The sequence below is a fragment of the Flavobacterium panacis genome, assembly GCF_024649945.1.
GTDB classification, from domain to species: domain Bacteria; phylum Bacteroidota; class Bacteroidia; order Flavobacteriales; family Flavobacteriaceae; genus Flavobacterium; species Flavobacterium panacis.
On record NZ_JANKMS010000019.1, the window covers coordinates 33,894 to 57,353 of the forward strand.

Below are 23,460 nucleotides of genomic sequence, written 5' to 3' on the forward strand. Positions count from 1 at the left end.
TCGAAACGAATTAATTATGAGTTAGTTATGATTTATCAGTTTTGATAAAATGAAAAAGGATTAAGAAGAAAAACTTTTTGATCATATAAAAATTAAAATCTGCAGCTATGAAAAACCAATTAGAGATTACTGAAATGGCTATAGAATTCCTAGCCGACAAAAAGCTTGCTTATCCAAAAATCTGGACCGAAGAAGCGACTGCGTTTATTACCGAATTACACAAAAAATTCGAATCGCAAAGAAAATTACTGCTTTTGCAAAGAGAGCAAAAACAAGTTGCTTTTGATCAGGGCGTCATGCCGGTTTTTACTCCAGAAACAAAAAGCGTCAGAGAAGGTAATTGGACGGCTGGAGAAATTCCGAAAGATTTATTAGACCGAAGAGTAGAAATTACTGGACCAGTTGATCGAAAAATGATTATCAATGCTTTGAATTCGGGTGCCAAAACTTTCATGGCCGATTTTGAAGACAGTACTTCGCCAACTTGGAAAAATCTGATGGACGGACAAGTGAACTTAATCGACGCAGTAAACAAAACCATTACGTATACCGATTTGGTAAAACAGAAATCGTATCATTTAAATCAAAAAATCGCAACACTTATCGTGCGTCCGAGAGGTTTGCATCTTCCTGAAAAACATGTTTTGATTGAAGGAAATGAAGTTTCGGGATCGCTGGTAGATTTTGGATTGTATGTTTTTCACAATCATAAAAGACTTTTAGAAAACAATTCTGGACCGTATTTGTACATTCCAAAATTAGAACATTATCTGGAAGCAAGATGGTGGAACAGTGTAATTGATTTTACCGAAGATTATTTGAAACTGAAAAGAGGAACGATAAAAGTAACGGTTTTAATTGAAACGATTACAGCAAGTTTTCAGTTGGATGAAATCATTTATGAATTAAAGGAGCACATCGTTGGCTTGAATTGCGGACGTTGGGATTATATTTTCTCCTACATTAAAAAGTTTAGAAAAAATCCAAAATTCATTGTCCCAGATCGCGATCAGGTAAATATGACTTCACCTTTTATGAATGCATATTCCAATTTGGTAATTCAAAGATGTCACAAAAGAGGAATTCATGCAATTGGCGGAATGGCAGCACAAATTCCGATTCGAAATAATGATGAAGCCAATGCAGTCGCTTTCGCGAAAGTAAAAACAGATAAAGAACGCGAAGTAAGGAATGGTCACGACGGAACTTGGGTGGCGCATCCAGATTTGGTTCCACTTGCAAAAGCTGTTTTTGATGAAGGAATGCCGAGTCCAAATCAGATTCACATTAAAAGAGAAAACCGCAAAATAACCGAAGAAGATTTAATTGAACCGCCAATTGGATTAATTACAGAAACAGGTGTTCGAAAAAATATCAATGTTGCGGTTCTATATCTGGCTTCATGGCTGAATGGACAAGGTGCAGCTGCTTTGCATAATTTAATGGAAGATGCAGCAACTGCCGAAATTTCGAGATCACAATTGTGGCAATGGCTTCAGAATAAAGTGATTTTGGATAATGGACGAAAATTAGATTTGGCGCATTATCACGAATTGGCTTTGGATGAATTCCAAAAAATCAAAACAGAATTGGGAGAAGAAAAACACGAAGAACAGCAATTTCCATTAGCCGAAAAAGTTTTGGAAAGGCTAGTTGTAAATGCAGATTTCGTTGATTTCTTAACGATTCCGTGTTACAAGTATTTATAGTTTTTCAAGAAATTATGAAATAAAATCTACTCAATCTGCGTAATCTCCTAAAAATTTTTTCTCGCAGATTTGGCAGATCAAGCAGATAAAATGAGAATAAAAAATGTATGCAGATTTTTAAGTCCAGTAAGAAACTGAACACTGAAAACTGCGACTGTAAACTTACTAACAAACCACTTAACTATACTATTTATGAAAACAACAGAAGACAGAATTCAGGAATTGATTAACGATTGGATTACGAACCCGAGATGGAAAGGAGTGGAGCGTCCTTACACTGCGAGTGAAGTAGTGACGCTTCAGGGATCGTATAAAATTGAGCATTCTATTGCAAAAATGGGTGCAGAGAAATTATGGAGAAAGTTAAAAAGTCAGGATTATGTAGCAGGTTTGGGAGCTTTAACAGGAAATCAGGCGATTCAGGAAGTAGATGCCGGTTTAGAAGCAATTTATTTGAGCGGATGGCAGGTTGCTGCTGACGCGAATTTGGCAGGCGAAATGTATCCAGATCAATCGCTGTATCCTGTAAACAGCGTTCCGATGGTGGTAAAAAAGATCAACAATGCTTTATTGCGTGCTGATCAGATTCAGACTGTAAATAAAATTGAAGATAGAAAAGATTATTTGGTTCCGATCGTTGCTGATGCCGAAGCAGGTTTTGGAGGAAATTTAAATGCTTTCGAATTAATGAAATCAATGATTGAAGCTGGAGCTTCTGGAGTTCATTTTGAAGATCAATTAAGTTCTGCTAAAAAATGTGGACACTTAGGCGGAAAAGTTTTGGTTCCGACACAAGAAGCGATTAATAAATTGATTGCAGCTCGTTTGGCTTCTGATGTTATGGGAGTTCCAACTTTAATTGTTGCTCGAACAGATGCTGATGCTGCTAATTTGCTGACAAGCGATGCAGATCCAAGAGATCGAAAATTCTTAACGGGAGAAAAAACGGCTGAAGGTTTCTTCTATGTAAATAACGGAATTGATCAGGGAATTGCAAGAGGTTTGAGTTATGCTCCGTATGCCGATTTGATTTGGATGGAAACCAGTAATCCCGATTTAGATTACGCGAGAAAATTTGCGAAAGCGATGAAAAAAGAATTCCCAGATAAAATGCTGGCGTACAATTGTTCACCATCTTTCAATTGGGCTGCAAAATTATCAGTTGCCGAAATGGAAACCTTTAGAGAAGATTTAGCTGCAATGGGATATAGTTTCCAATTCATCACTTTAGCAGGATTCCACGCTTTGAATACGAGTATGTTCGAATTGTCTAAAGCTTACAAAGAACGCGGTATGGCAGGTTACTCTGAATTACAGGAAAGGGAATTCGCTCTCCAAAAAAACGGATTCAGAGCTGTAAAACATCAGGCTTTTGTGGGAACTTCTTATTTCGATGCCGTTCAAAACACAGTTATGATAGGAAGATCTTCAATAACTGCAATGAAACATTCTACAGAGGTTGAGCAATTTTAATTTTTTTTTCCGCCACGAATTCACGAATTTTTATTTTCAAAGATTGTAGAAAAATAATTCGTGAATTCGTGGCGGAAAACTTTATTTCTTTAAAAGGCGAGCTTTCATTTTGCTGAAAAATTCAGGTGTTACACCAATGAAAGATGCGATTTGTTTTTGAGGAACTTTATGAACTAATGTTCCGTATTTTTTGGTGAATTTTTCAAAACGTTCTTCGGCAGGTAAACTTAAGTTGTCCATTAATCTTTGCTGATTTGCAACTAATGAATTCTCAATTAAAATTCTGAAAAAACGCTCCAATTTCGGAATTTCAAGATACAATTGTTCCTGATTTTCTTTGGATAAGGAAACTACTTCTGCTTCTTCTAAAACTTCAATAAAAAGCTGTCCCGGTTTTTGTGAAAAGAAGCTGTACATGTCACTCATCCACCAGCCTTCGCAAGCAAATGAAAGAACATGTTCTACAATATTATCGTTGATATTGAAACTTCTTAAAATGCCAGAATTTACAAAATACGAATGTTTGCAAACTTCGCCAGCATTCAATAAAAGCGTTTTGGCTTTGTATGTTTTGGTTTCTAATTTAGATAAAAAAAGCGCCTGTTCTTCTGGAGTCAGAGAAACGTGTTTGGCAATGTTTTCAAGAATTAATGCCATTATTTTTTATCGTCAATTAAAGTAAATGAAGTTGCTTTGAATCTGTCTCCTTTGATTTCTCCCGTAACTAAAGCTTTGCTGATTGCATTACAAAAACCTTTTTCTGAATGAGCATCTCCGTGATCGTGAATGGTTGTTCCGTCAACAAAATAGCTTTTTCCGTCAATGCGAACAGCTAAATCACAGCTTTTTCCTTTCATTCCGAATTGACATTCTCCGCAAGAAGCTTCAACTACTGTTGGTTTGTCAAATTTCTTTTTGCTTTGTGCTTGTACAGCGATTCCAATAAAAAGGAAAGTCGCTAATAATATATTTTTCATAGTTAAGAATTTATAGTTAATCTGTTGTGTGTATTTTTTTTAACACATAGAATCATAGTTCTGCTTTGTATATAAAGGCGTTTCACTTGTTTCAGTGCACATAGCTATGTGTGAAAACTTGTTTTTTCTTTTTCCTTGTTATTAGAATTAAATCTATGTTTCTATGTGTTAAAGAATTTTTTAATTTAATTCTACGAATTTACGGTTATTAATTTTGCGGTTTCTTTAGCGCGTTCTGTTACTTCGTTGATTGGAGTTGAAAGCGTATCGTAACTTAAAACGACTCCCATTCTTCGGTAAGGTCTTGAAGTTGGTTTTCCAAAAATTCTGAAATCGGTTTTTGGTAAAGCGGCTACTTTTTCAATTCCGGTAAAAGTTGGGTTTGTAGAATCTTCTGAAGCTAAAATTACAGCGCTTGCTCCAGCTTTTTCTAAAGTAATTTCGAAAATTGGAAGACTTAAAATCGCTCTTAAATGCAATTCGAATTCGTTGAAATTTTGTGTTCCTGCTAAAGTTACCATTCCAGTATCGTGAGGACGTGGAGAAAGTTCAGAGAAATAAACTCCTTCATTGGTTAAGAAAAATTCAACACCAAAAAGTCCAGCGCCTCCGAGTGCTTCGGTAATTTTTTCGGCCATATCCTGAGCTTCGTACAAATCTTTTTCTGAAACCAAAGCAGGCTGCCAGCTTTCCTGATAATCTCCTCTTTCTTGTCTGTGGCCAATTGGCGAGCAGAATAATGTTGGATTGCCGTTTTGAGTAATCGTTAAAAGTGTGATTTCTGAATGGAAATCTACAAAAGCTTCTACAATCACTTCGATAACGTCGCCACGTGAACCTGCAACGGCATATTGCCAAGCTTTTTCGATATCACTTTCTGATTTAATTGTCGATTGTCCTTTTCCAGAAGAAGACATTAATGGTTTAACCACACATGGAATTCCGACTTCTTGAACTGCTTTTTGAAGTTCTTCTGCCGATGTTGCGTATTGGTATTTTGCTGTTCTTAATCCAAGTTCTTTGGCTGCTAAATCGCGGATTGCTTTACGATTCATGGTAAAGTTGGCCGCTTTCGCTGAAGGAACAACGGTAATGCCTTGCTTTTCGTAATCGTAAAAACGTTCGGTGCGAATGGCTTCTATTTCGGGAACGATGAAATCTGGTTTGTGTTTGGCTACGATTCGGTCAAGTGCTTCGCCGTCAAGCATATTTATGACTTCAAAACCGTGTGCAACTTGCATTGCTGGTGCATTTTCGTAACTGTCAACTGCGATTATTGTTTGTCCGATTCGTTGTGCTGCGATGACAAATTCTTTGCCTAATTCGCCTGAACCTAGAAGTAATATTTTCATTTTGGAGTAGTGTATTGTTGAGTAGTAAAAGTAAAGAAAAAGCTTCTTTTAACCGCAAAGTTCGCAAAGATTTACGCGAAGAACGCTAAGTTTTTGTTTTTAAGTTAAAAGAATGTTTGTGAATGGTTCTCTCGCAGATTTTGCAGATTCAGCTGATTTTTTTTAAGATGAATTGCCTCCAGCTTTAGCTGGAGGAATTGAGATGAGAATGGTTTATGGCTTTAGCCTAAAATAAAGGTTGGCTAAAGCTTTGTTGGGAATTATTATTTTACCTCCAGCTAAAGCTGGAGGCAATTCATTTTAAGCTTGTGTATTTTGGTTAATTTTCACAATTATTAAACTACTGAAAAAGATCAGAATCATTAAGATAAATGATAAAAACAAAATCATAAGAATTGAAAATAAAATAGTATATGGAATTTGTGATTTTAAAACAACAGAGATTCCATTCACTAACAATCCAATTGTATAAATTGTAAAAAGTGAGATTATGATTTTTGAACTTACTCCAAATGAAAATTGAGAACAGGCTTTAAAATAAGAAATTTGATTCAGTGAAAAACTGATTTTTTTTCCAGTATTCCAAAAGAGAAAAACAATAAATAATGGAAATAGAATACCCCAAAATATTGGATTCCAAAAAACACCAAAATCACATATCTGTATACATAACTCGATAAAAAGACTTTTTGAAAAAATTAGAAGTGGAAAAAAAGAACTCACAAAAAGTCCTGCAATGATTGCGTGTTTTTGAATATTAGTTTTTGATTCCATCGAATTTTTTAGAGTAAATATAAAGAAAATTATTCTCTCGCAGATTCAGCAGATTTTTTTGATTTTACAATAAATAACCAATGTTTGTCATTTCGAGGAACGAGAAATCACACTAGAAACTCTACAAAGATTGGCGATTTGCTTTGTGGAATCCCGCGTGTGATTTCTCGTTCCTCGAAATGACAAGATTGCGGAGAATTGTATTGTGAATAATTGTTTATTAATAAACGAAAACTTCTCTTTAATCCGTTTGCGTGAGGGATAGAAGTGGAAAGCCCACAGCCGTGAGGAACGAACAGGCGAGGACTTGTAACGGATAGCCCGACCCGGAGGGACACGCCCAAAATAAAAAACCGATACTTCTTTGAAAGTATCGGTTTGTATATTAATGATATTGATCTTCTTCAATCTCAAATTCAGCATCTTTTTCCCAGATTTCCATTTCGCAGGGTTTGCAGTTGAATTTTAATTTGTATTCTAATTCGCCCTGTTTTAAAACCAAAGGTTCTTTGACTTTAACACCCACAATATCTTTTTGGTGAATCGGACATTTTTTTAATTCGTATTTGATGCAATATTTAGTGGTCATTACACGAGATTTTCCAGGATCCCATTGTAATTCGAATGCTTTTTCGATTTCGGTAACACCATGACGTTCGTAGAATTTACGAGCAGTCTTATTTGAAACGTTGTACATGAAATCCAGCTTAGTTTCTGGATAAGGATGTGACGTTTTTACTAATTGATGTTCTTCACGTTTGTAATTTGCCAAACGAATTTCTGATAATTGTTCGAAAACATTTCTTCTCATTTCGTTGATTTTTGAAATAGGAAGGAACCAGTTTTGAGAGAACATTATATTAATTTCATCAGCACTGTAAGGTGTAAAGCCTGTTTTTGCTAATTGAACTTTAATGTTTTCTTCAATTGATTCGCCAGTTTTAGTCGGCTCTTTTGCGTGCTCTAATTTTACGGTGCTTACGTTTCCGTCTTCGTCGGTTGCGATTAACTCGAAACCATTTTCGTTTTCGGTAAGCAATAAAGTAGTTCCGATTTTACGGATCGCACTGTCTTCTCTCTCAACAATTTTGATGAAAGCGGTATCGTTGTTACGATAAATGAAAGTTCCGTCTTTGATTTCTTTTAAAACGTTTGGATACACTTTTCCGTTTTCGGCTTTGTTTACGTAGATTCCATCAGCTTCGTTGTTTTCGTTGATGAAACAAAGTCCGTCACCGTTGTTTAACAATTCGCCGTTTTCGATTTCGTAAGCATCTCCGATTGTACGGATTAATTTACCAATATATTGTCCTTTTGATTTTGGACTTTCCCAAGAACCAATACTAGCGTGTCTTTCGTTTACAAAATAATCGGTATAACCACGGTTGAAAGTTCTGTCTAAAGTAGAATCGAAAGTATAAGTGCATTTTCCAGAAGAAGCTTTGATGTATTTATCGCTTCCTTCTAAATAACTGTCTAATTTTTGACGTAAATATGAGACGTTGTTTTTAACGTAGGCTACATCTTTAAGACGACCTTCGATTTTGAACGAAACGATTCCTGCTTCGATTAAATTTGGAATTTGATCTGAAACGTCTAAATCTTTAATCGAAAGCAAGTGACTGTTTCGGATTAAAGTATCTCCGTTTCCGTCGATTAAGTTATAAGGTAAACGGCAGTTTTGAGCACAAGAACCACGGTTTGCACTACGTTCTCCGTTTGCCACACTCATATAGCAGTTTCCGCTGAAGGATACACATAATGCTCCAGTTACGAAGAATTCTAGTTCAACATCAGCTTCGTCGTAGATTGTTTTAATTTGATGCAAGTTTAATTCGCGTGCTAAAACCACACGTTTGATTCCGGCATCTTTTAAGAATTTGATTTTATCTGCGTCGCGGTTATTGGCTTGTGTGCTGGCGTGAAGTACGATAGGAGGTAAGTCCATTTCCATAATTGCCATATCTTGAATAATCAAGGCATCTACACCAATATCGTATAGTTCCCAAATCATGGCACGACACGTTTCTAATTCGTTGTCGTATAAAATGGTATTCATTACCACAAAAACCTGAGCGTTAAATAAGTGCGCATATTTTACTAATGCCGCAACATCTTCAATTGAATTGTTGGCATTAGAACGTGCTCCAAATTGTGGCGCACCAATATATACTGCATCTGCACCGCTGTTAATAGCTGCCATTCCGCCGATTAAATCTCTTGCCGGAGCTAATATTTCTATTTTCTTCTTCATTTCTAAAACTTTAGCCTTTTGTGGTATTCACGAAAAAAAGTGTGCAAAGGTCTAATAAATTATTTGAGTTTGCTAGCGCTGAAGCGATTTTTTTGAAATTGTTAACTTAATATGGAATGATGATGCTTAAAAATTTAGTTTCTTATTTAAGATATTTAATGGTTCTAGATGTTTCCGACTGTTTTACGAGTTTTCCATTTTTTATTTTGGAATATTTCTTTTTAATCCAGTTCCCAAATTTATCGTACTTTATTTCCATTTCGTAAGTAGCAGATTTTATAATGTCACCATATTCATTTACGATATCTCCAGAACTAATTTTAGAATAATCAATAGTACTTGTTTGTGTATTGACAAGTTCATCGTTCTGATTGAAATATTTGATAATCACTTCGTTTTTGTCATAATCATACTCATTTTTTTCTTTTCCAATCATTTGATTTCCATTATAGTTTACTAATTCAATAGGATCTCCTTTATCATTATTTATAAAATCAGTATATCTGAAAATTTGCCCTTTTTGGTTTTTATCATTAGTGTGTATCAAGAAACCTTTTGAGTCAAACTTGTAAGAAGCGACTTCAATCGTATGTCCCAAATATGGATGCCAATTTTCAAATTTTCTAGCCGTACATACGTTTCCAGTGCTATCATATGTGCGTGTCAATCTTTGTTTTAAATTATTATTGCCATCATATCTAAGTTCTGTTAGAACATTATTTTGAGTATTATAAGATGTTATTTCTTTAGTATATTCTATAGTGCCGCTTGAATTATAAAATGTAGTATTTGTTATAGTTTCTAAAACTATTTTCTCTGAATGAAAATCATTATTTTTTTTATTCAAAGAGCTTAAAGTGCTTTGAGAATGAGAAGTAATATTGAAAAGTATTATAATTAAAAATTGTATCCAATTAAAAAGATTGCGTAAAGTTGAGGTCATTTAAAAAGTTTTTCGTTACAAATTGGTTGAGACGAATGTAATATTTATTTTCGATTTTATTAAAAACAAAAAAACCGCCCAATCCAAAGACTGAGCAGTTTCAAAAAAAAAGCATGAATCGATCGATCAATTAGCTCTCATTTTAATTTGTGATAAAGTATTTTGAATACTATTCAATTGTTTGGAAACGATATAAATCTGATCGTGTTCCAAATGGTTTTCTTCGAGTGCGGTTTTATATTTTTCGATTGCGGCTTCTTCTCCGGTAATGCATGCATTGATGATCGCTTCGGTATCTCCACCTGTAAAAGAGGATTTGATATCAATCCATGTTCGGTGCAAAGCTCCAAGTATGCCTCCGCCTGAAGTGTCTGTTGATTTTCCCAGTTTATTGATTTGGTTCTGTAATTCTACAATAAATAAAGCACGTTCTCTGGCGTATTCCAAAAAGTCGGTTTTCATTGCAGGGTTTTCTACATGTTCTGCTGCATCTGTATATCCTAGTTTCCCATCTTCGAGAATTGAAATTAATCCTTCTAAGGTTTTGATTGTTTCTGTGGTGGTTTCTTCTGCATGTGTCATGACATCTAATTTTTTGAAATTAATATGTTACAAAGTTTGCAATTATAAAGTGCTTTGTTTTACAGGATTACAATCGAAGTTTTATAATATTGTAGAATGGGAATTTTGAAACAACTTTTTTGGTTTGCCACGAATTTCTCGAATTTACACCAATTTTAGAAATTTAAAAGTTTCTTTTTAAAATGATACTTCTCGTTGTCGTTTTGCGTGAGGGATAGAAGTGGAAAGCCCACAGCCGTGAGGAACGAACAGGCGAGGACTTGTAACGGATAGCCCGACCCGGAGGGACACGCCCAAATTAATACTATAAAAAAACAGCTTAAAGTATAAAAGTGATGAAACTTTTGAACCTTAAGCCGTTTTTAATAAAACTTAGATATTGTTATGCAGTCAAAGCTTCTTTGATTCTGCGTAATGCTTCTTTTAAAATATCGTTGCTTGTTGCATAAGAGAAACGAATACAGTTTGGATTTCCGAAAGCGTCTCCAGTTACTGTTGCAACGTTAGCTTCTGCTAAAAGATACATAGAAACATCGTTTGCATCTTTAATTTCGTGTCCTTTTAAAGTTTTTCCGAAGAAAGAAGAAACGTCTGGGAATACGTAGAATGCACCTTCTGGAACGTTGATTTTTACTCCTGGAATTTCTTTTAATAATCCAACAACTAAATCTCTACGTCCGTGGAACGCTTGAACCATTTCGTTTAATACGCTTGGGTCAGCATCTACAGCTGTAATTGTAGCTCTTTGTGCAACAGAATTTGCACCAGAAGTTACTTGTCCTTGAATTTTTGTACATGCTTTTGCGATGAATTCTGGAGCTCCAATGTAACCAATTCTGTATCCTGTCATGGCAAATGCTTTTGCAACTCCGTTTACAGTGATTGTTTTTTCTAACATTCCTGGGATAGAACCGATACTGCAGAAAGTTCCAGAGAAATTGATGTGCTCATAGATTTCGTCTGCAACTACGTAAATATTTGGGTGTTTTTCTAAAACTTTTGCTAAAGCTGTTAATTCTTCTCTGCTGTAAACAGATCCTGAAGGATTACATGGAGAAGAGAACCACATCATTTTTGTTTTTGGTGTGATTGCAGCTTCTAATTGTTCTGGAGTGATTTTGAAATCTGTTTCTACAGAAGTTGGAACTTCTACAGGAACTCCGCCAGAAAGTTTTACGATTTCGAAATAAGAAACCCAGTAAGGTGCTGGTAAAATTACTTCGTCACCATCGTTTAACATTACTTGTGCAATGTTGTATAAAGATTGTTTTGCTCCAGTAGAAACTACGATTTGAGATGGTTTGTACTCTAAATCATTGTCTCTTTTGAATTTTCTGCAGATTGCTTCTTTTAAATCTTGGTATCCATCAACAGGAGAATATGTACTGTAGTTGTCGTCGATTGCCTTTTTTGCAGCTTCTTTGATGAAGTCAGGTGTGTTGAAATCAGGCTCACCTAAACTTAAGCTGATAATGTCTTTTCCTTGTGCTTTTAATTCTCTTGCTAAAGCGGCCATTGCCAATGTTTGTGAAGTCGCAAGGTTGTTGATTCTGTCCGAAAGAATATGATTCATTATAAAAATTTTGAATGTCCTTAAATTTGCTGTGTTGCTTAAGGATGGTTATTATTAATAGATTTTTTTTAGTTTTTAAACTGATAATTCAGGTTTCATTCCTAAGTCACGTAAATGCTTGAAGTGAGCTACAATAGCACTTCGCATTGTTTTGTATTCGTAATAAGGTAAATTGCATTCTTTTGCAGTTTCCTTTACGATCTTTGCAATTTTACCATAATGAATGTGACTTATATGCGGAAAAATATGATGTTCAATTTGGTGATTTAATCCGCCGGTGTACCAGTTTACGATTGCATTTTTTGGAGCAAAATTAGTAGTAGTGTACAATTGGTGAATAGCCCAAGTGTTATCCATTTCGCCTAATTCATTAGGTTCTGGATTTGTTGTATGTTCTACAACGTGTGCTAATTGGAAAACAATACTTAAAATTAATCCAGTTGTATAATGCATTACGAAGAATCCAAGAAGTACTTTCCACCAAGTGATTCCAATTACCATAGGAAGCACAATCCAGATAGAAGCGTAAATGATTTTTGTAATGATTAAAGTTGTCCAAAGTATTTTTGGACTTTTTGGTTCTCCGTAAGAAAGTTTTCTTTTCAAATAATTACGCATCTGTTTGAAATCTGTTGTAATGGCCCAATTGAAAGTTAGTAAACCATATAAAAAAACAGAATAATAATGTTGAAAACGGTGAAAACTATGCCATTCTGCATGTTCTGTAAATCGGATAATTCTTCCTGCATCCAAATCTTCATCGTGCCCAGGTATATTGGTATACGTGTGGTGCAATACATTATGTTGTACTTGCCAGTTGTAAACGTTTCCTGCTAAAACATAAATAGTTCCGCCCATAAACTTATTAATCCAGCTTTTGTTGGAATAGGAACCATGATTACCATCGTGCATTACGTTCATTCCAACTCCAGCCATCCCGATTCCCATAACGATAGACAATAAAAGCATTACCCAAAAAGGCATGTTTAGTGTAAGGATTAAAAAATAGGGAGTTAAGAAAACAGCAAATAGAATAACAGCTTTTAGATGTAACTTCCAGTTTCCGGTTTTCTGAATGTTATTCTCCTTGAAGTAATTGTTTACTCGTGAGTTAAGTGTTCTGAAGAACTTCAGATTATCTTGCCTTGCAAAAGTTGGAGCAGTGTTATTCATAATTAATTTAAATAGATTTCAAAGGTAATTATTATAAATTTTCAATTTGCAAAATTGAGTTAAATATTTCAATCGTAAAGTAGTACTTTTGTTAAAAATTTACAGCAATGGATGAGATATTGAAATATTTTCCGGATTTGACCGATCTTCAAATCGAACAATTTCAAAAATTAGACTTTTTATACCACGATTGGAACGAAAAAATTAATGTGATTTCACGCAAAGACATTGATTCTTTATATACAAAACATATTTTGCATTCATTAGGAATTGCTAAGGTTATGAAGTTTGAACCAGGAACGACAGTTTTAGATGTTGGAACAGGAGGCGGTTTTCCTGGAATTCCATTAGCGATTTTGTTTCCTGAAACTCGTTTTTATTTAATTGATGTTATCGCCAAAAAAATAAAAGTAGTTCAGGGAGTCGTAGATGCATTAGAATTAAAGAATGTAAAAGCCGAGCAAAAACGTGCTGAATTGGTAAAGGGTGATTTTGATTTTATTGTAAGCCGTGCCGTTACTAATATGCCAGATTTTGTTTCTTGGATAAAAGATAAAATTAAAAAACAGCATAAGCATAAACTGAAAAATGGAATTCTTTATTTAAAAGGGGGAGATTTGACAGAAGAACTTAAAGATTTTCCAAATGCTACTTTATATGATTTGGCAGATATTTTTGAAGATGAGTTTTTTGAAACTAAAAAGGTAGTCCATCTTCCTTTAAAATTTAAACCTTAAAAAGAAATAACCCGTAGATGTTTTGTTCTACGGGTTATTTTTTAATAAAAACTATTAAAAACTAAGAATGAATTCTAAATGGATTTAAAAACTGATTTGCTTGATAGTTCAAATTGTCTATAAATCCATGTATTGCAATCTCTGATGCTTCATTAGTAGGTTTGAATTCAGAATCAAAGAAAAAATCACGGCAAATTACAGGTTCATTAGAAGAATCATAAACATTTTCGTCCATTTCGCTTAGATCAAAATTTTGATATTCTGATGGGTATAAGCAAATTAAATCTACCATAACACGATTAAACCATCTGTCAAATACTTTCTTTTTAGGGGTGATATGACGCGCTAACAATACTAATCCTGTAAGTTCGCTTTGTAAGTAATAAGAGCCTTTTCTGTATAGAATGTCGATCATTCTCACATTCATATGGGCAATCCATAGTGGCCCATCTACATTGCCGGATGCTGGAATTTCAAAATCGGTATCAAATAACAAAGGTTTAGTTTGCTCTAAGTTTTCTATAGAACACCAAAGTGCTTCGATACGTTTCTGAGTATCGTTTGTTACTTTTGTGTATCCTGTAAAACGCCAATAAACCCATTCTAATAATGCGGCTGCCAAACCAACGGAAGCTTTGTGGTTAATTTGTATTAATAAATTTTCTAAATTTTCATTCTCTCCTAGGGGATCCAATAATTCATTTATTTTCTTTTTGTTCCATTTAAAATCAATTGCGTGACCAATGCTTTTTGATTCTAAAATGATTTTAGGAACATTGTTTAAATTTCTCATACCTTTAAATTGTTTAGTTTATACTAATTGATTTTCACAGGACAAATGTATTATGATGTTTTTTTTTGAACTGGAACTAGAAGTTTTAAAAATATCAGAATAAGTTTTTCGGAGAAGCTATGTTGTTGTGAATCAATAAAATAAGAAAATTACTACAAAGTAATTATTGGAGAGCCTTTAGAAGCTTTGTGATTGAGAAATGTTCAAAATACAGAAGTTCTGATAAACAGGTTTTATCACATTATATTTAGAATTAAGAACTAAAAAATAAAGCCGAATCTTTTAAAAGATTCGGCTTTATATGTAAATAGATTTCAGATTTGAAATCTGATGTTAAAAAATTAACCTAAGAAAGGGTATCTGTAATCTTCTGGAGTTACAAATGTTTCTTTAATAGTTCTTGGAGAAGCCCAACGTAATAAGTTCAATGCAGAACCTGCTTTATCGTTAGTTCCAGAAGCTCTTGCTCCACCAAATGGCTGCATTCCTACAACAGCTCCTGTTGGTTTATCATTGATATAGAAGTTACCAGCTGAGTTTTGTAATTTAGTTGTAGCGACTTCAATAGCATAACGATCTTGGCTGAAAACAGCTCCTGTTAAAGCATACTCAGAAGTAGTGTCAACTAATTCAAGAGTTTCTTCCCATTTTGCATCTTCATAAACATAGATAGTGATAACTGGTCCGAACAACTCAGTTTCCATTGTTGTGTATTTAGGGTTTGTAGTTACAATAACTGTAGGCTCAACAAAGTATCCAACCGATTTATCATAATTTCCTCCAACGATGATTTCAGCGTCAGCATCTTTTTTAGCCTGGTCTATATAACTAGCTAATTTGTCAAAAGAACCTTCGTGAATAACTGCTGTAATAAAGTTTCCAAAATCTTCTGGAGAACCCATTTTCATAGATTTTACATCTGTAATTAATTGTTCTTTTACAGCTGGCCATAAACTTTGTGGAATATAAGCTCTAGAAGCTGCAGAACATTTTTGTCCTTGGAATTCAAATGCTCCACGAGTAATTCCCGTAACTACTTGTTTTACGTTTGCGCTTGGGTGAGCAATGATAAAATCTTTACCTCCAGTTTCACCAACGATTCTTGGATATGTTTTGTAATTGTGAATGTTTGCTCCAATTTTAGCCCAGATATCTTTAAATACATGAGTTGATCCTGTAAAGTGAACACCAGCAAAATCACGGCTTGCTAAAACAGTATCTGTAATCATTAAAGCATCTCCAAAAACTACGTTGATAACGCCGTCTGGAACTCCAGCTTCTTTGAAAACATCTAAAATGATTTTTGTAGAAAATACTTGGCTGTCACTTGGTTTCCAAACCACAACGTTACCCATCATAGCAGCACTTGCAGGAAGGTTTGCAGCGATAGCAGTAAAGTTGAAAGGAGTAATGGCGTAAACAAAACCTTCTAATGGTCTGTACTCTACACGGTTCCAAACAGTAGAATCTGATTTTGGCTGATCGTTGTAGATTTGAGTCATAAACTCAACATTGTAACGTAAAAAGTCGATTAATTCGCAAGAAGCATCGATTTCTGCTTGGTGAATATTTTTAGATTGACCAATCATTGTAGCAGCGTTGATACGTGCTCTGTATGGTCCTGCAATTAGTTCTGCAGCTTTTAAGAAAATTGCAGCACGTTGTTCCCATGCCATGTTTGCCCATGCTTTTCTTGCTTCAAGTGCATTTGCAATCGCTTTTTCAATATGTTGTTTTTCCGCTAAATGGTATTTTCCAACGATGTGTTTGTGATCGTGCGGCGCTGTAATGTTTCTTGTGTTTCCAGTTCTGATTTCTTCGTTTCCAATATGTAAAGGAACGTCAATTTGAGAATTCCACATCGTAGTGTAAGCCGCTTGAACAGCTGCTCTTTCTGGTGAGTTCGGTGCGTAGCTTTTTACAGGCTCGTTTACCGCTTTAGGTACATGAAAAAATCCTTTAAGCATGTTATTTAAAATTAGATTATTAGATAATTTACTGTTAGACGATTTGATTTGTTACGAATAATCTAACGCTGCACAAAAGTACAAAGGATAAATTAATAAATTGATAATTTTATGATTAAGATAACGATAAAAGCAATCGTTGTAAAAGGACCTCTTTAATTTAAAGCAAAAGGAGCGCACATTCTAAAAGTAGGAACTATAACTTTGAATGTTTTCGTGGTAGTAAAATTGATCATATTAAAATGACCTTTCATTGCTCCATAAGGAGATGATAATAAACAGCCAGAACTGTAAGTGTGATTTTCACCAGGTTTTAAAACTGGTTTTTTACCAATTACACCTTCGCCATCTACGACTTCTAAATCATTTAATGAATCAAAAATTTCCCAGTGACGTGAAGTTAATTGCACTGAATCTTTACTGTGGTTTTCGATTGTAACTACGTAACTAAAAGCAAAATGAATCTTGTAGTTCTTGAAGTAAGTACCTTCAAAACTAGTCAAAACAGATATTTTTATGCCTCGTGTAATCTGAGAAACCATACTAACGCAGTATATATGTGTGTGTTATAGTGGCAAAGCTACGAAAAAAAATCATTTAATCTAGAACCTTAACATTGTTTTAATTGACTATATTGATAGAGTTTGCATTTCCCTTACCAATAACGCGCTGATAACGATCGGTTGCCTCTTTGTAATACACCAAAATTGTATATTCGTTTTCAGTCTGGTAGAAGTTACCATCAATAGCATTTTCGTAATCAATATTTCCTTTTTTATCAGCTACAGTGTACTGGAAATTCGTAAATCCCTGTTTGATCATAATCGCTTTTTCAAAAACTCCTTTGTCTGTATTATAATCCATTTTGTATTCTGGAGCTAGACTGTAGTTGTTGAACATTCCAGTAATGTAAATGTCTTTATTTAACCTGAAAGCTGGAGCAGAAAGTGTAAAATAAACCCAAGCATAATCTGCTTCAATATCATTATTAGAACCATTGATATTCTTAACAACGAAGTTTCCGTTTACGTCTTCATAATTCGTATAAATCTGATTTCCTCTGGCTGCATTGGTGTACAAATAGGCATTATAGATATCACTATTCGAGCCTATTTTGGCAACATTATTATTGGCTGCGCGAATGTCTTTGTTTTCAAAATATAAAAATTCATTACCACCCCAGAATTGCGTTTCTTTATCATATTTATAAACCATTTGATTGCCTATGGTATATTGAGGAACGATGTTTTTAATAGCAGTATTGAAATTTCCGTTTTGAAGAAGAAGCACTTTTAGATTTTGTAATGGTGTTTGAAAAACAATATCATTTGACAAAACCGCGAAATCAAGATTTTGTTTGTATTCAATATTGCTAAGGTTTCGGCTTCTTTTCACCTGTGCTGTTACAGTTGATTGGTTTTCGTATAAAATAAACTTTCTCGAAAGGACCAACTCTCGATCTTCATTTAGAATTCGAAGCATATAATTTCCAGAAAGTTTCAATTGATTCGTAAATTGATTTGGAAATGCAAGTCTGTAATGCGAATAAATCTGCAACGTATTAAATGAATTAGAATAATCATTAATTCTTTGATTGTCTAAACCTCTAATGTAGTCTGTTTTCGGAATATCAGTTGGTCTCCAGTTATAATCGCAATGAAGGACTTCAAAATAATAATTAGCTTCGCTGCCAAATAAATCGTCAAACTGAAATGCAAACGTAGAACCTAATTCGAAAATAGGAACCACATTACTTCCATTTTGAACAAATGAAACAGTTTTGATATTATAAGGAGGTTCAACTTCGTTTTGTACTTCTTGGGCCGTTATTAAATTGGCGAAGAAAATAAATAAAAGACTTTGATATAAAAATTTTGACATCTTATAGTATTGTAAGATTGTAAATATAACAATTTTACAGAACGAAAAATAGACTCTTTTATTGGTTTAACGTATTAAGAATTCAAAATGTACTCTAAGTTAGCTTCAATTTCATCATTAATATAACTTTCTTCTAAAAGAGAATCAGACAATAGTTTTTTGTTTTCCTGTAATTTGATGATTTTTTCCTCAACTGTATTTTTAGAAATAAATCGAATCACATTAACTTTATTCATTTGTCCAATTCTGTGAGCACGACCAACTCCTTGTTTTTCTGCAAAAGGATTCCACCACGGATCTAAGAATAAAACATATGAAGCTTTAGTAATATTCAAGCCGACACCTCCCGCTTTCAGCGAAATGAAAAATAACAACGGATTTTCTTTTTCTTGAAACACTTTTACTTGTTGTTCTCTTTTGCTGGCAGGAGTTTCACCTGTAATTTCGCAATAGTCTATTTTATTTTCGTTACACCAATCTGTATAAAAACTTAAGTTGGTAACAAACGAGCTGAAAATGATTACTTTCTGTTTTGCTTTTACCAAATTTTCAAGATAATTGGTAACGGCTATAAATTTTCCAGAATCAATTTCTGATTCCTGATCCACCATTTTCGGATGATTACTCAGCTGGCGCAACTTCATCAAAGTATTAATAATACTGATTTTGTCTGGACCTGAACCATCTGTTTTTAATAAAAAATTACGTGCTTTAGATTTCTCTTTTTCGTATAATTTTTCCTGTTCAGGATCCATATCACAGTAATAAATCTGCTCCGTCAATTCTGGTAAATCTTTTAAAACCTGCTCTTTGGTTCGTCTTAAAATATAAGGCTGAACTAGATTTTTTAATTCTGATAAAACATTTTCATCTTGTCTTTTCTCGATTGGAGTTTTAAAATTATCCATGAAAAATTTATAATTCCCCAAAATATCAGGATTTATAAACTGCATTTGAGACCATAAATCGTCAAGCGAATTTTCGATTGGTGTTCCACTTAACGCTATTTTATGTCCTGTGCTGATTTTATTTATGGCTTTGAAAATCTTAGAATCTTTATTTTTAATGTATTGACTTTCGTCCAAAATCAAATAACGGAAATCATATTTTTCTAAAATGGCAATATCGCGATGAATGATGCTGTAACTTGTAAAAATCAAATCGGTTGTATTGATTCTGCTTGCTAAAGATTTTCTGTCATTACCCACATATTGCATTTTCGAAAAATGAGGCGTAAATTTTCCAGCTTCATTGAACCAGTTGAATACCAATGAAGAAGGAAGAACGATTAAAGCTTTTAATGGTTCTCTTTCAATCGTAGTTTCGTTGGCAAACAAATCAAAATTGGTGGTTTTTGTTGTAAAGCCTAATTGTTCTTGCACAGAAACTAAAACCGATAAAGTCTGTAAAGTCTTTCCAAGTCCCATATCATCAGCCAGACACGCGCCCATATTTGAGTTAAAATGACCTAAAAGCCATTTTACACCATCAATTTGATATGGTCTTAAAGTCGCTTTGATTAGTTCTGAACCTGTAAATTCTGCTTTATGAATTTGTTCTAAGTCATTATCAATTTCTGAAATTCCGTCCAATGCTGTAAAATTGCTTTTGCGTAAAAGTAATTCGCCATTCTCGACTTTGGCTAGTTTTGCCAAAGAGCCATACTTGCTGAACCATTCTAGCGGAATCAAGAAATAATTTCCGTCAGGCAATTGAAAAAGTCTTTCTTTGCTTTTTATGTTTGGAATAATTTCGCTGAAATTAATTTTATAATTACCAATCGTAATAATGATTTTAATGTCAAACCAATCTGCTTTTGTTTCTTTTGCAATCGAAATGGTATTGCTTTCAGTAATAATTTCTTTGCTTTCGACTTTTAGATTCTCAATTGTAAAGCCTAAACTTTTCAGTTGTTCTTTATGATCAATAATAAATTGAATATTGAGAAAAGGATCGGGATTCTCAACTTCTGAATTTAATCCGTAGAATTCATTTTTGATTATAGTTAAACCTAGCTCAGCTAATTTGTCTGTATATAAAGTTTCGTCGGCACTTCTTTTAAACTGAATAATTTTAGGCTGATTGGCAATGCTAAAATCTACAAACGAATGTGTTTTTTTTGTTTTGGAAGCATCAAATAAATAACCATCATAATCAAAATAAAGATTGAGATAATAACAGTTTTTAAAAAAATCATGAACAGGCTGAATCGTACATGACATAATTTTGTCACGATTTTCTACTTCAAAACCATTAGCTTCGATATCAATTTTTTTAGCTATTTCGGGAATAAAACTTTTAAAGTAATCATCGACTAATTTTGATGGAATTTCGATTGATTTTTTCTTTAAAAAAGGCATTAATTTTTTAGCATTAAGCTCTTTTAATTGCCCTAGTTTTTTATTGATAATTAACCAGCCTGGTTCATCTAAAAGAATATCAGCTTTGCTTTCCATTGGTAAAAAAGCTTTTTTATTTTCTTTTAATGAAAGGGTATAGGTAATTCCTTCCGAATGTTTGTCGAATTGAATTTGGGGTTCAAAATAAAGCGGACTAACATCGACTCTTGAACGATAAAAATCTTTCTCAGGTCCAATATTTAGAGATAATGGAAACTGTTCTTGTACAATCAAATTGTAAAAAGAACCGAGATGGAATTTTAAATGCTGGCGAATTGCAAATTCAATTTTAGAATCTTTCTGCAAATCCGCAATAGTTTTAGCCGATTTGATTTTGGCACTGAATTTTTTAAAAATAAATTCAGGTTTTAATGATTCACAAGCAGTCAGAATCTTTTTGGTATTGGAATCTAAATTGTCAAAAGTAATTCCGAAGCTTTCTAAAACTCCAGTAGTTGCTTTTTTATTTAAATATTTAATTTCATCTGTATTCTCAACGATATAAGAGGTTGGGATAAAAGTGTTCAGATTTTTTTCAAAACTGATGTCGAAGCAAAATTGAAATGATTTTGTAGGTTCCAAGGGTGTAGGGATTTGGTTGGCTTATAATTTGGGATTGGGGGCAAAAAATAAAGAGTTTTCAAAATATCAATAATTTGAAAACTCTTTTTAAATGAACTTATATCACTTATATGGTTCAAAAAAACGGTTTAGTTTTCCTGTGGTTTAAAACAAAGCGGAATAATTTCGCCTTTTGCTAAACAATATTTTTCAACCAATTCAGGTGTAATTTTGTTGGTATAATCTTCTTCAATTACAATAAAACCAATGCTTCTTAATTTGTCGAAATAATCGCGTCCGTAAATACGAACATGATCGTATTGTCCAAATATTCTAGCACGTTCTTTTTGATCTGTAATGGAATCATCTGCGAAAGTAACTTCACGATTTAAATCTTGTGGAATTTGAAGAATTGCCATTCCGCCTGGTTTTAAAACACGAAACAACTCCTGCATTGCTTTTGTATCATCTGGAATATGTTCTAAAACGTGATTGCATAAAATCACATCGTATTCGTTGTCTTTAAAAGGAAGATTACAAATATCCGCTTTTACATCTGCCAAAGGCGAAAATAAATCGGTTGTAGTATAATCAAGATTTTTTTGCTTGCGGAATAATTTGTAAAAAGCTTGTTCTGGAGCAAAATGCAATACTTTTTTGGGTGCTGTAAAAAAATCAGTTTGATCATTTAAATACAACCAAAGCAAACGATGTCTTTCTAAAGAAAGTGTACTTGGTGAAAGTACATTGTTACGTTGTTTTCCGTATCCGTAAGGTAAAAACGACTTAAAGCTTTTTCCATCAATTGGATCTGTAAATTTATCTCCTCTTAGAGAGAAAGCTAAAATTGGACGTGCTACATAACTCAAACGAATTAATAATGGACGCGGTATTGTATTTAAAACTAATTTGAAAAGTTTCTTCATGGGGTTGTTTCACAGAGTTACACTAAGAAGACACAGAGTTTCACAGAGTGTTTATAAATCTTTTTATGTTGTTTTTTAAAATTTTTGAGTCAAAATTAATCAATAATCCCAAAGGATAATTTCCAAGTTTTAAATAAGTCAATATTTGTGCAAAATGTACTTCAGTAAAAGCTTCAACAGTTTTTAATTCGATAACAATTTTGTTTTCTATTAATAAATCAATTCGATATCCGTGTTCTAGTTTTATATCTTATAAATTATCGGAAGTGCTTTTTGTTTTTCAACAATTAAACCAGAATTTACAAGTTCATAGTACAGACATTCTTGATAAGCTGACTCTAATAAACCTGGACCTAATTGTTTGTGAACTTCAATCGCTAAACCGATAATTTTATAAGAAATAGCATTTAGTTCATCTTCAGATATTTCATTTTCCAAATACATTTTCAAAGGGCATATAAATAAAATTTTGTGAACCTCGGCGTATATCTTTGTGAATCTTTGTGGAATAGCTCTTACAATACTAAAGGCACTTGTCTAAACTCGTCTTCTTCATTGCTTTCGATTCCTAAAGCTTTGTAGATGTATTGGAAAGTCGATAATAATTCTGGTTTTCCATCGATTAAAGCTACATCATGCTCAAAGTGTGCACTTGGTTTTCCGTCAGCAGTTAGAATTGTCCAGCCGTCTTTAAGTTGTTTGATGTTTTTTGTTCCCATGTTGATCATCGGTTCAATTGCTACCACCATTCCTTCAACAAAAAGTTTTCCTCTTCCTTTTTTACCATAATTTGGCATTTCAGGAGCTTCGTGCATTTTTTGCCCAACACCATGTCCAACCAATTCACGTACTACGCCGTAACCGTGCGCTTCAGTATATTTTTGAATCGCATTTCCAACATCTTCAACGCGATTTCCAGCTTTAAATTCTCTAATTCCAACGTAAAGAGATTCCTTAGTAACTCTTAAAAGTTTTTTTACTTCTGGAGCAACTTCACCAATCTCAAAGCTATAAGCGTGATCTCCGTGGAAACCATTTTTAAAAGCCCCGCAGTCAACCGAAATAACATCACCACTTTTTAGCGGAATATTATTAGGAATACCATGAACAACCTGAGCATTTGGGCTCATGCAAAGCGAATTAGGAAAATCGTACAATCCAAGGAAACTTGGAACAGCTCCGTGATCGCGAATAAATTCTTCGGCTAATTTGTCAAGATATAATGTAGTAACTCCTTCTTTGATTTCAGAAGCTATCATTCCTAATGTTTTTGATACGATTAAAGCACTTTCGCGCATTAATTCGATTTCTTCCCTAGTTTTTTGGATAATCATATTTTTCCCATTTTCAGTTCGCAAAAGTACAACTTTTCATGTGATTTTCATG

General features: G+C 33.8%; 20 protein-coding genes. 3 read left to right on the top strand and 17 right to left on the bottom strand.

Features of this window, described 5'->3' with window-relative positions; all coding sequences use genetic code 11:
• The first annotated feature begins 107 nt into the window (after window positions 1–107).
• Complete coding sequence (gene aceB, locus NQQ59_RS24575; protein WP_144215382.1) at window positions 108–1,709, top strand: malate synthase A; 1,602 nt, start codon at window positions 108–110, stop codon at window positions 1,707–1,709.
• A 192-nt stretch (window positions 1,710–1,901) separates the two neighbouring features.
• Complete coding sequence (aceA, locus tag NQQ59_RS24580) at window positions 1,902–3,182, top strand: isocitrate lyase (RefSeq protein WP_144215381.1); 1,281 nt, start codon at window positions 1,902–1,904, stop codon at window positions 3,180–3,182.
• An 81-nt stretch (window positions 3,183–3,263) separates the two neighbouring features.
• Here aceA and NQQ59_RS24585 read toward each other — a convergent pair whose 3' ends face one another.
• The 8 genes from NQQ59_RS24585 to NQQ59_RS24620 all read right to left on the bottom strand — a co-directional run bounded on the left by NQQ59_RS24585 (window position 3,264) and on the right by NQQ59_RS24620 (window position 12,810).
• Window positions 3,264–3,839 carry a Crp/Fnr family transcriptional regulator gene (locus tag NQQ59_RS24585; protein WP_144215380.1) on the bottom strand — a complete coding sequence of 192 codons (576 nt, stop codon included), beginning with the start codon at window positions 3,837–3,839 and terminating at the stop codon, window positions 3,264–3,266.
• Window positions 3,839–4,159, bottom strand: coding sequence for a DUF6370 family protein (locus tag NQQ59_RS24590; protein WP_144215379.1), 321 nt, complete (start codon window positions 4,157–4,159; stop codon window positions 3,839–3,841). The genes NQQ59_RS24585 and NQQ59_RS24590 overlap by 1 nt, the downstream gene beginning before the upstream one ends.
• A 191-nt stretch (window positions 4,160–4,350) precedes the next feature.
• Window positions 4,351–5,511 carry a formate-dependent phosphoribosylglycinamide formyltransferase gene (gene purT / locus NQQ59_RS24595; protein WP_144215378.1) on the bottom strand — a complete coding sequence of 387 codons (1,161 nt, stop codon included), beginning with the start codon at window positions 5,509–5,511 and terminating at the stop codon, window positions 4,351–4,353.
• Between the two features lie 1,159 nt (window positions 5,512–6,670).
• Window positions 6,671–8,539, bottom strand: a complete 1,869-nt coding sequence (locus tag NQQ59_RS24600) for a peptidase U32 family protein (RefSeq protein WP_144215377.1) — start codon at window positions 8,537–8,539, stop codon at window positions 6,671–6,673.
• Between the two features lie 142 nt (window positions 8,540–8,681).
• A complete protein-coding gene (locus tag NQQ59_RS24605) occupies window positions 8,682–9,482 on the bottom strand; it encodes a hypothetical protein (RefSeq protein ID WP_144215376.1) in 801 nt (266 codons plus the stop codon).
• A gap of 126 nt (window positions 9,483–9,608) precedes the next feature.
• Window positions 9,609–10,064: a ferritin-like domain-containing protein gene (locus tag NQQ59_RS24610; protein WP_144215375.1), complete on the bottom strand. Its 456-nt coding sequence runs from the start codon at window positions 10,062–10,064 to the stop codon at window positions 9,609–9,611.
• A gap of 382 nt (window positions 10,065–10,446) precedes the next feature.
• On the bottom strand, window positions 10,447–11,637 hold the full coding sequence (locus NQQ59_RS24615; protein ID WP_012023823.1) for a pyridoxal phosphate-dependent aminotransferase: 1,191 nt from the start codon (window positions 11,635–11,637) through the stop codon (window positions 10,447–10,449).
• A 75-nt stretch (window positions 11,638–11,712) separates the two neighbouring features.
• Window positions 11,713–12,810 (bottom strand): fatty acid desaturase family protein, encoded by a 1,098-nt coding sequence (locus NQQ59_RS24620; RefSeq protein ID WP_144215374.1) that lies wholly within the window; start codon window positions 12,808–12,810, stop codon window positions 11,713–11,715.
• Window positions 12,811–12,917: 107 nt separating this feature from the next.
• Here NQQ59_RS24620 and rsmG point away from each other — a divergent pair, with 107 nt between their 5' ends.
• Window positions 12,918–13,547, top strand: a complete 630-nt coding sequence (gene rsmG, locus NQQ59_RS24625) for a 16S rRNA (guanine(527)-N(7))-methyltransferase RsmG (protein WP_144215373.1) — start codon at window positions 12,918–12,920, stop codon at window positions 13,545–13,547.
• Window positions 13,548–13,608: 61 nt separating this feature from the next.
• On the opposite strand, the gene NQQ59_RS24630 is transcribed toward rsmG, so the two are convergent.
• The 9 genes from NQQ59_RS24630 to map form a co-directional block, all read right to left on the bottom strand.
• Window positions 13,609–14,340 (bottom strand): hypothetical protein, encoded by a 732-nt coding sequence (locus NQQ59_RS24630; protein ID WP_144215372.1) that lies wholly within the window; start codon window positions 14,338–14,340, stop codon window positions 13,609–13,611.
• Between the two features lie 341 nt (window positions 14,341–14,681).
• Complete coding sequence (gene pruA, locus NQQ59_RS24635) at window positions 14,682–16,307, bottom strand: L-glutamate gamma-semialdehyde dehydrogenase (RefSeq protein WP_144215371.1); 1,626 nt, start codon at window positions 16,305–16,307, stop codon at window positions 14,682–14,684.
• Between the two features lie 155 nt (window positions 16,308–16,462).
• Entirely contained in the window at window positions 16,463–16,849 is a 387-nt protein-coding gene (gene apaG / locus NQQ59_RS24640) for a Co2+/Mg2+ efflux protein ApaG (protein WP_008467225.1), read from the bottom strand.
• A gap of 79 nt (window positions 16,850–16,928) precedes the next feature.
• The gene (locus NQQ59_RS24645; protein ID WP_144215370.1) at window positions 16,929–18,188 is read right to left on the bottom strand and encodes a type IX secretion system plug protein; all 1,260 of its coding nucleotides are present in this window, start codon (window positions 18,186–18,188) and stop codon (window positions 16,929–16,931) included.
• Between the two features lie 74 nt (window positions 18,189–18,262).
• Entirely contained in the window at window positions 18,263–21,169 is a 2,907-nt protein-coding gene (locus NQQ59_RS24650) for a DEAD/DEAH box helicase (RefSeq protein WP_144215369.1), read from the bottom strand.
• A 128-nt stretch (window positions 21,170–21,297) separates the two neighbouring features.
• Window positions 21,298–22,074 (bottom strand): class I SAM-dependent methyltransferase, encoded by a 777-nt coding sequence (locus tag NQQ59_RS24655; protein ID WP_144215368.1) that lies wholly within the window; start codon window positions 22,072–22,074, stop codon window positions 21,298–21,300.
• A 40-nt stretch (window positions 22,075–22,114) separates the two neighbouring features.
• Window positions 22,115–22,321 carry a GxxExxY protein gene (locus tag NQQ59_RS25295; RefSeq protein ID WP_372497292.1) on the bottom strand — a complete coding sequence of 69 codons (207 nt, stop codon included), beginning with the start codon at window positions 22,319–22,321 and terminating at the stop codon, window positions 22,115–22,117.
• On the bottom strand, window positions 22,318–22,518 hold the full coding sequence (locus NQQ59_RS25300) for a GxxExxY protein (protein WP_307777166.1): 201 nt from the start codon (window positions 22,516–22,518) through the stop codon (window positions 22,318–22,320). Before NQQ59_RS25300 ends, NQQ59_RS25295 begins: the two co-directional genes overlap by 4 nt.
• A 71-nt stretch (window positions 22,519–22,589) precedes the next feature.
• A complete protein-coding gene (gene map / locus NQQ59_RS24665; protein WP_144215367.1) occupies window positions 22,590–23,408 on the bottom strand; it encodes a type I methionyl aminopeptidase in 819 nt (272 codons plus the stop codon).
• Window positions 23,409–23,460 lie beyond the last annotated feature (52 nt).

Bases quoted from the DNA above. Each gene is read 5' to 3' on its own strand.
- apaG (WP_008467225.1), bottom strand. From the start codon at position 16,849: ATGGTTTCTCAGATTACACGAGGCATAAAAATATCTGTTTTGACTAGT.
- NQQ59_RS24610 (WP_144215375.1), bottom strand. From the start codon at position 10,064: ATGACACATGCAGAAGAAACCACCACAGAAACAATCAAAACCTTAGAA.
- NQQ59_RS24630 (WP_144215372.1), bottom strand. From the start codon at position 14,340: ATGAGAAATTTAAACAATGTTCCTAAAATCATTTTAGAATCAAAAAGC.
- NQQ59_RS24605 (WP_144215376.1), bottom strand. From the start codon at position 9,482: ATGACCTCAACTTTACGCAATCTTTTTAATTGGATACAATTTTTAATT.
- NQQ59_RS24590 (WP_144215379.1), bottom strand. From the start codon at position 4,159: ATGAAAAATATATTATTAGCGACTTTCCTTTTTATTGGAATCGCTGTA.
- NQQ59_RS24645 (WP_144215370.1), bottom strand. From the start codon at position 18,188: ATGTCAAAATTTTTATATCAAAGTCTTTTATTTATTTTCTTCGCCAAT.
- NQQ59_RS24655 (WP_144215368.1), bottom strand. From the start codon at position 22,074: ATGAAGAAACTTTTCAAATTAGTTTTAAATACAATACCGCGTCCATTA.
- aceA (WP_144215381.1), top strand. From the start codon at position 1,902: ATGAAAACAACAGAAGACAGAATTCAGGAATTGATTAACGATTGGATT.
- NQQ59_RS24620 (WP_144215374.1), bottom strand. From the start codon at position 12,810: ATGAATAACACTGCTCCAACTTTTGCAAGGCAAGATAATCTGAAGTTC.
- purT (WP_144215378.1), bottom strand. From the start codon at position 5,511: ATGAAAATATTACTTCTAGGTTCAGGCGAATTAGGCAAAGAATTTGTC.
- NQQ59_RS24585 (WP_144215380.1), bottom strand. From the start codon at position 3,839: ATGGCATTAATTCTTGAAAACATTGCCAAACACGTTTCTCTGACTCCA.
- map (WP_144215367.1), bottom strand. From the start codon at position 23,408: ATGATTATCCAAAAAACTAGGGAAGAAATCGAATTAATGCGCGAAAGT.
- pruA (WP_144215371.1), bottom strand. From the start codon at position 16,307: ATGCTTAAAGGATTTTTTCATGTACCTAAAGCGGTAAACGAGCCTGTA.
- aceB (WP_144215382.1), top strand. From the start codon at position 108: ATGAAAAACCAATTAGAGATTACTGAAATGGCTATAGAATTCCTAGCC.
- rsmG (WP_144215373.1), top strand. From the start codon at position 12,918: ATGGATGAGATATTGAAATATTTTCCGGATTTGACCGATCTTCAAATC.
- NQQ59_RS24600 (WP_144215377.1), bottom strand. From the start codon at position 8,539: ATGAAGAAGAAAATAGAAATATTAGCTCCGGCAAGAGATTTAATCGGC.
- NQQ59_RS25300 (WP_307777166.1), bottom strand. From the start codon at position 22,518: ATGTATTTGGAAAATGAAATATCTGAAGATGAACTAAATGCTATTTCT.
- NQQ59_RS24615 (WP_012023823.1), bottom strand. From the start codon at position 11,637: ATGAATCATATTCTTTCGGACAGAATCAACAACCTTGCGACTTCACAA.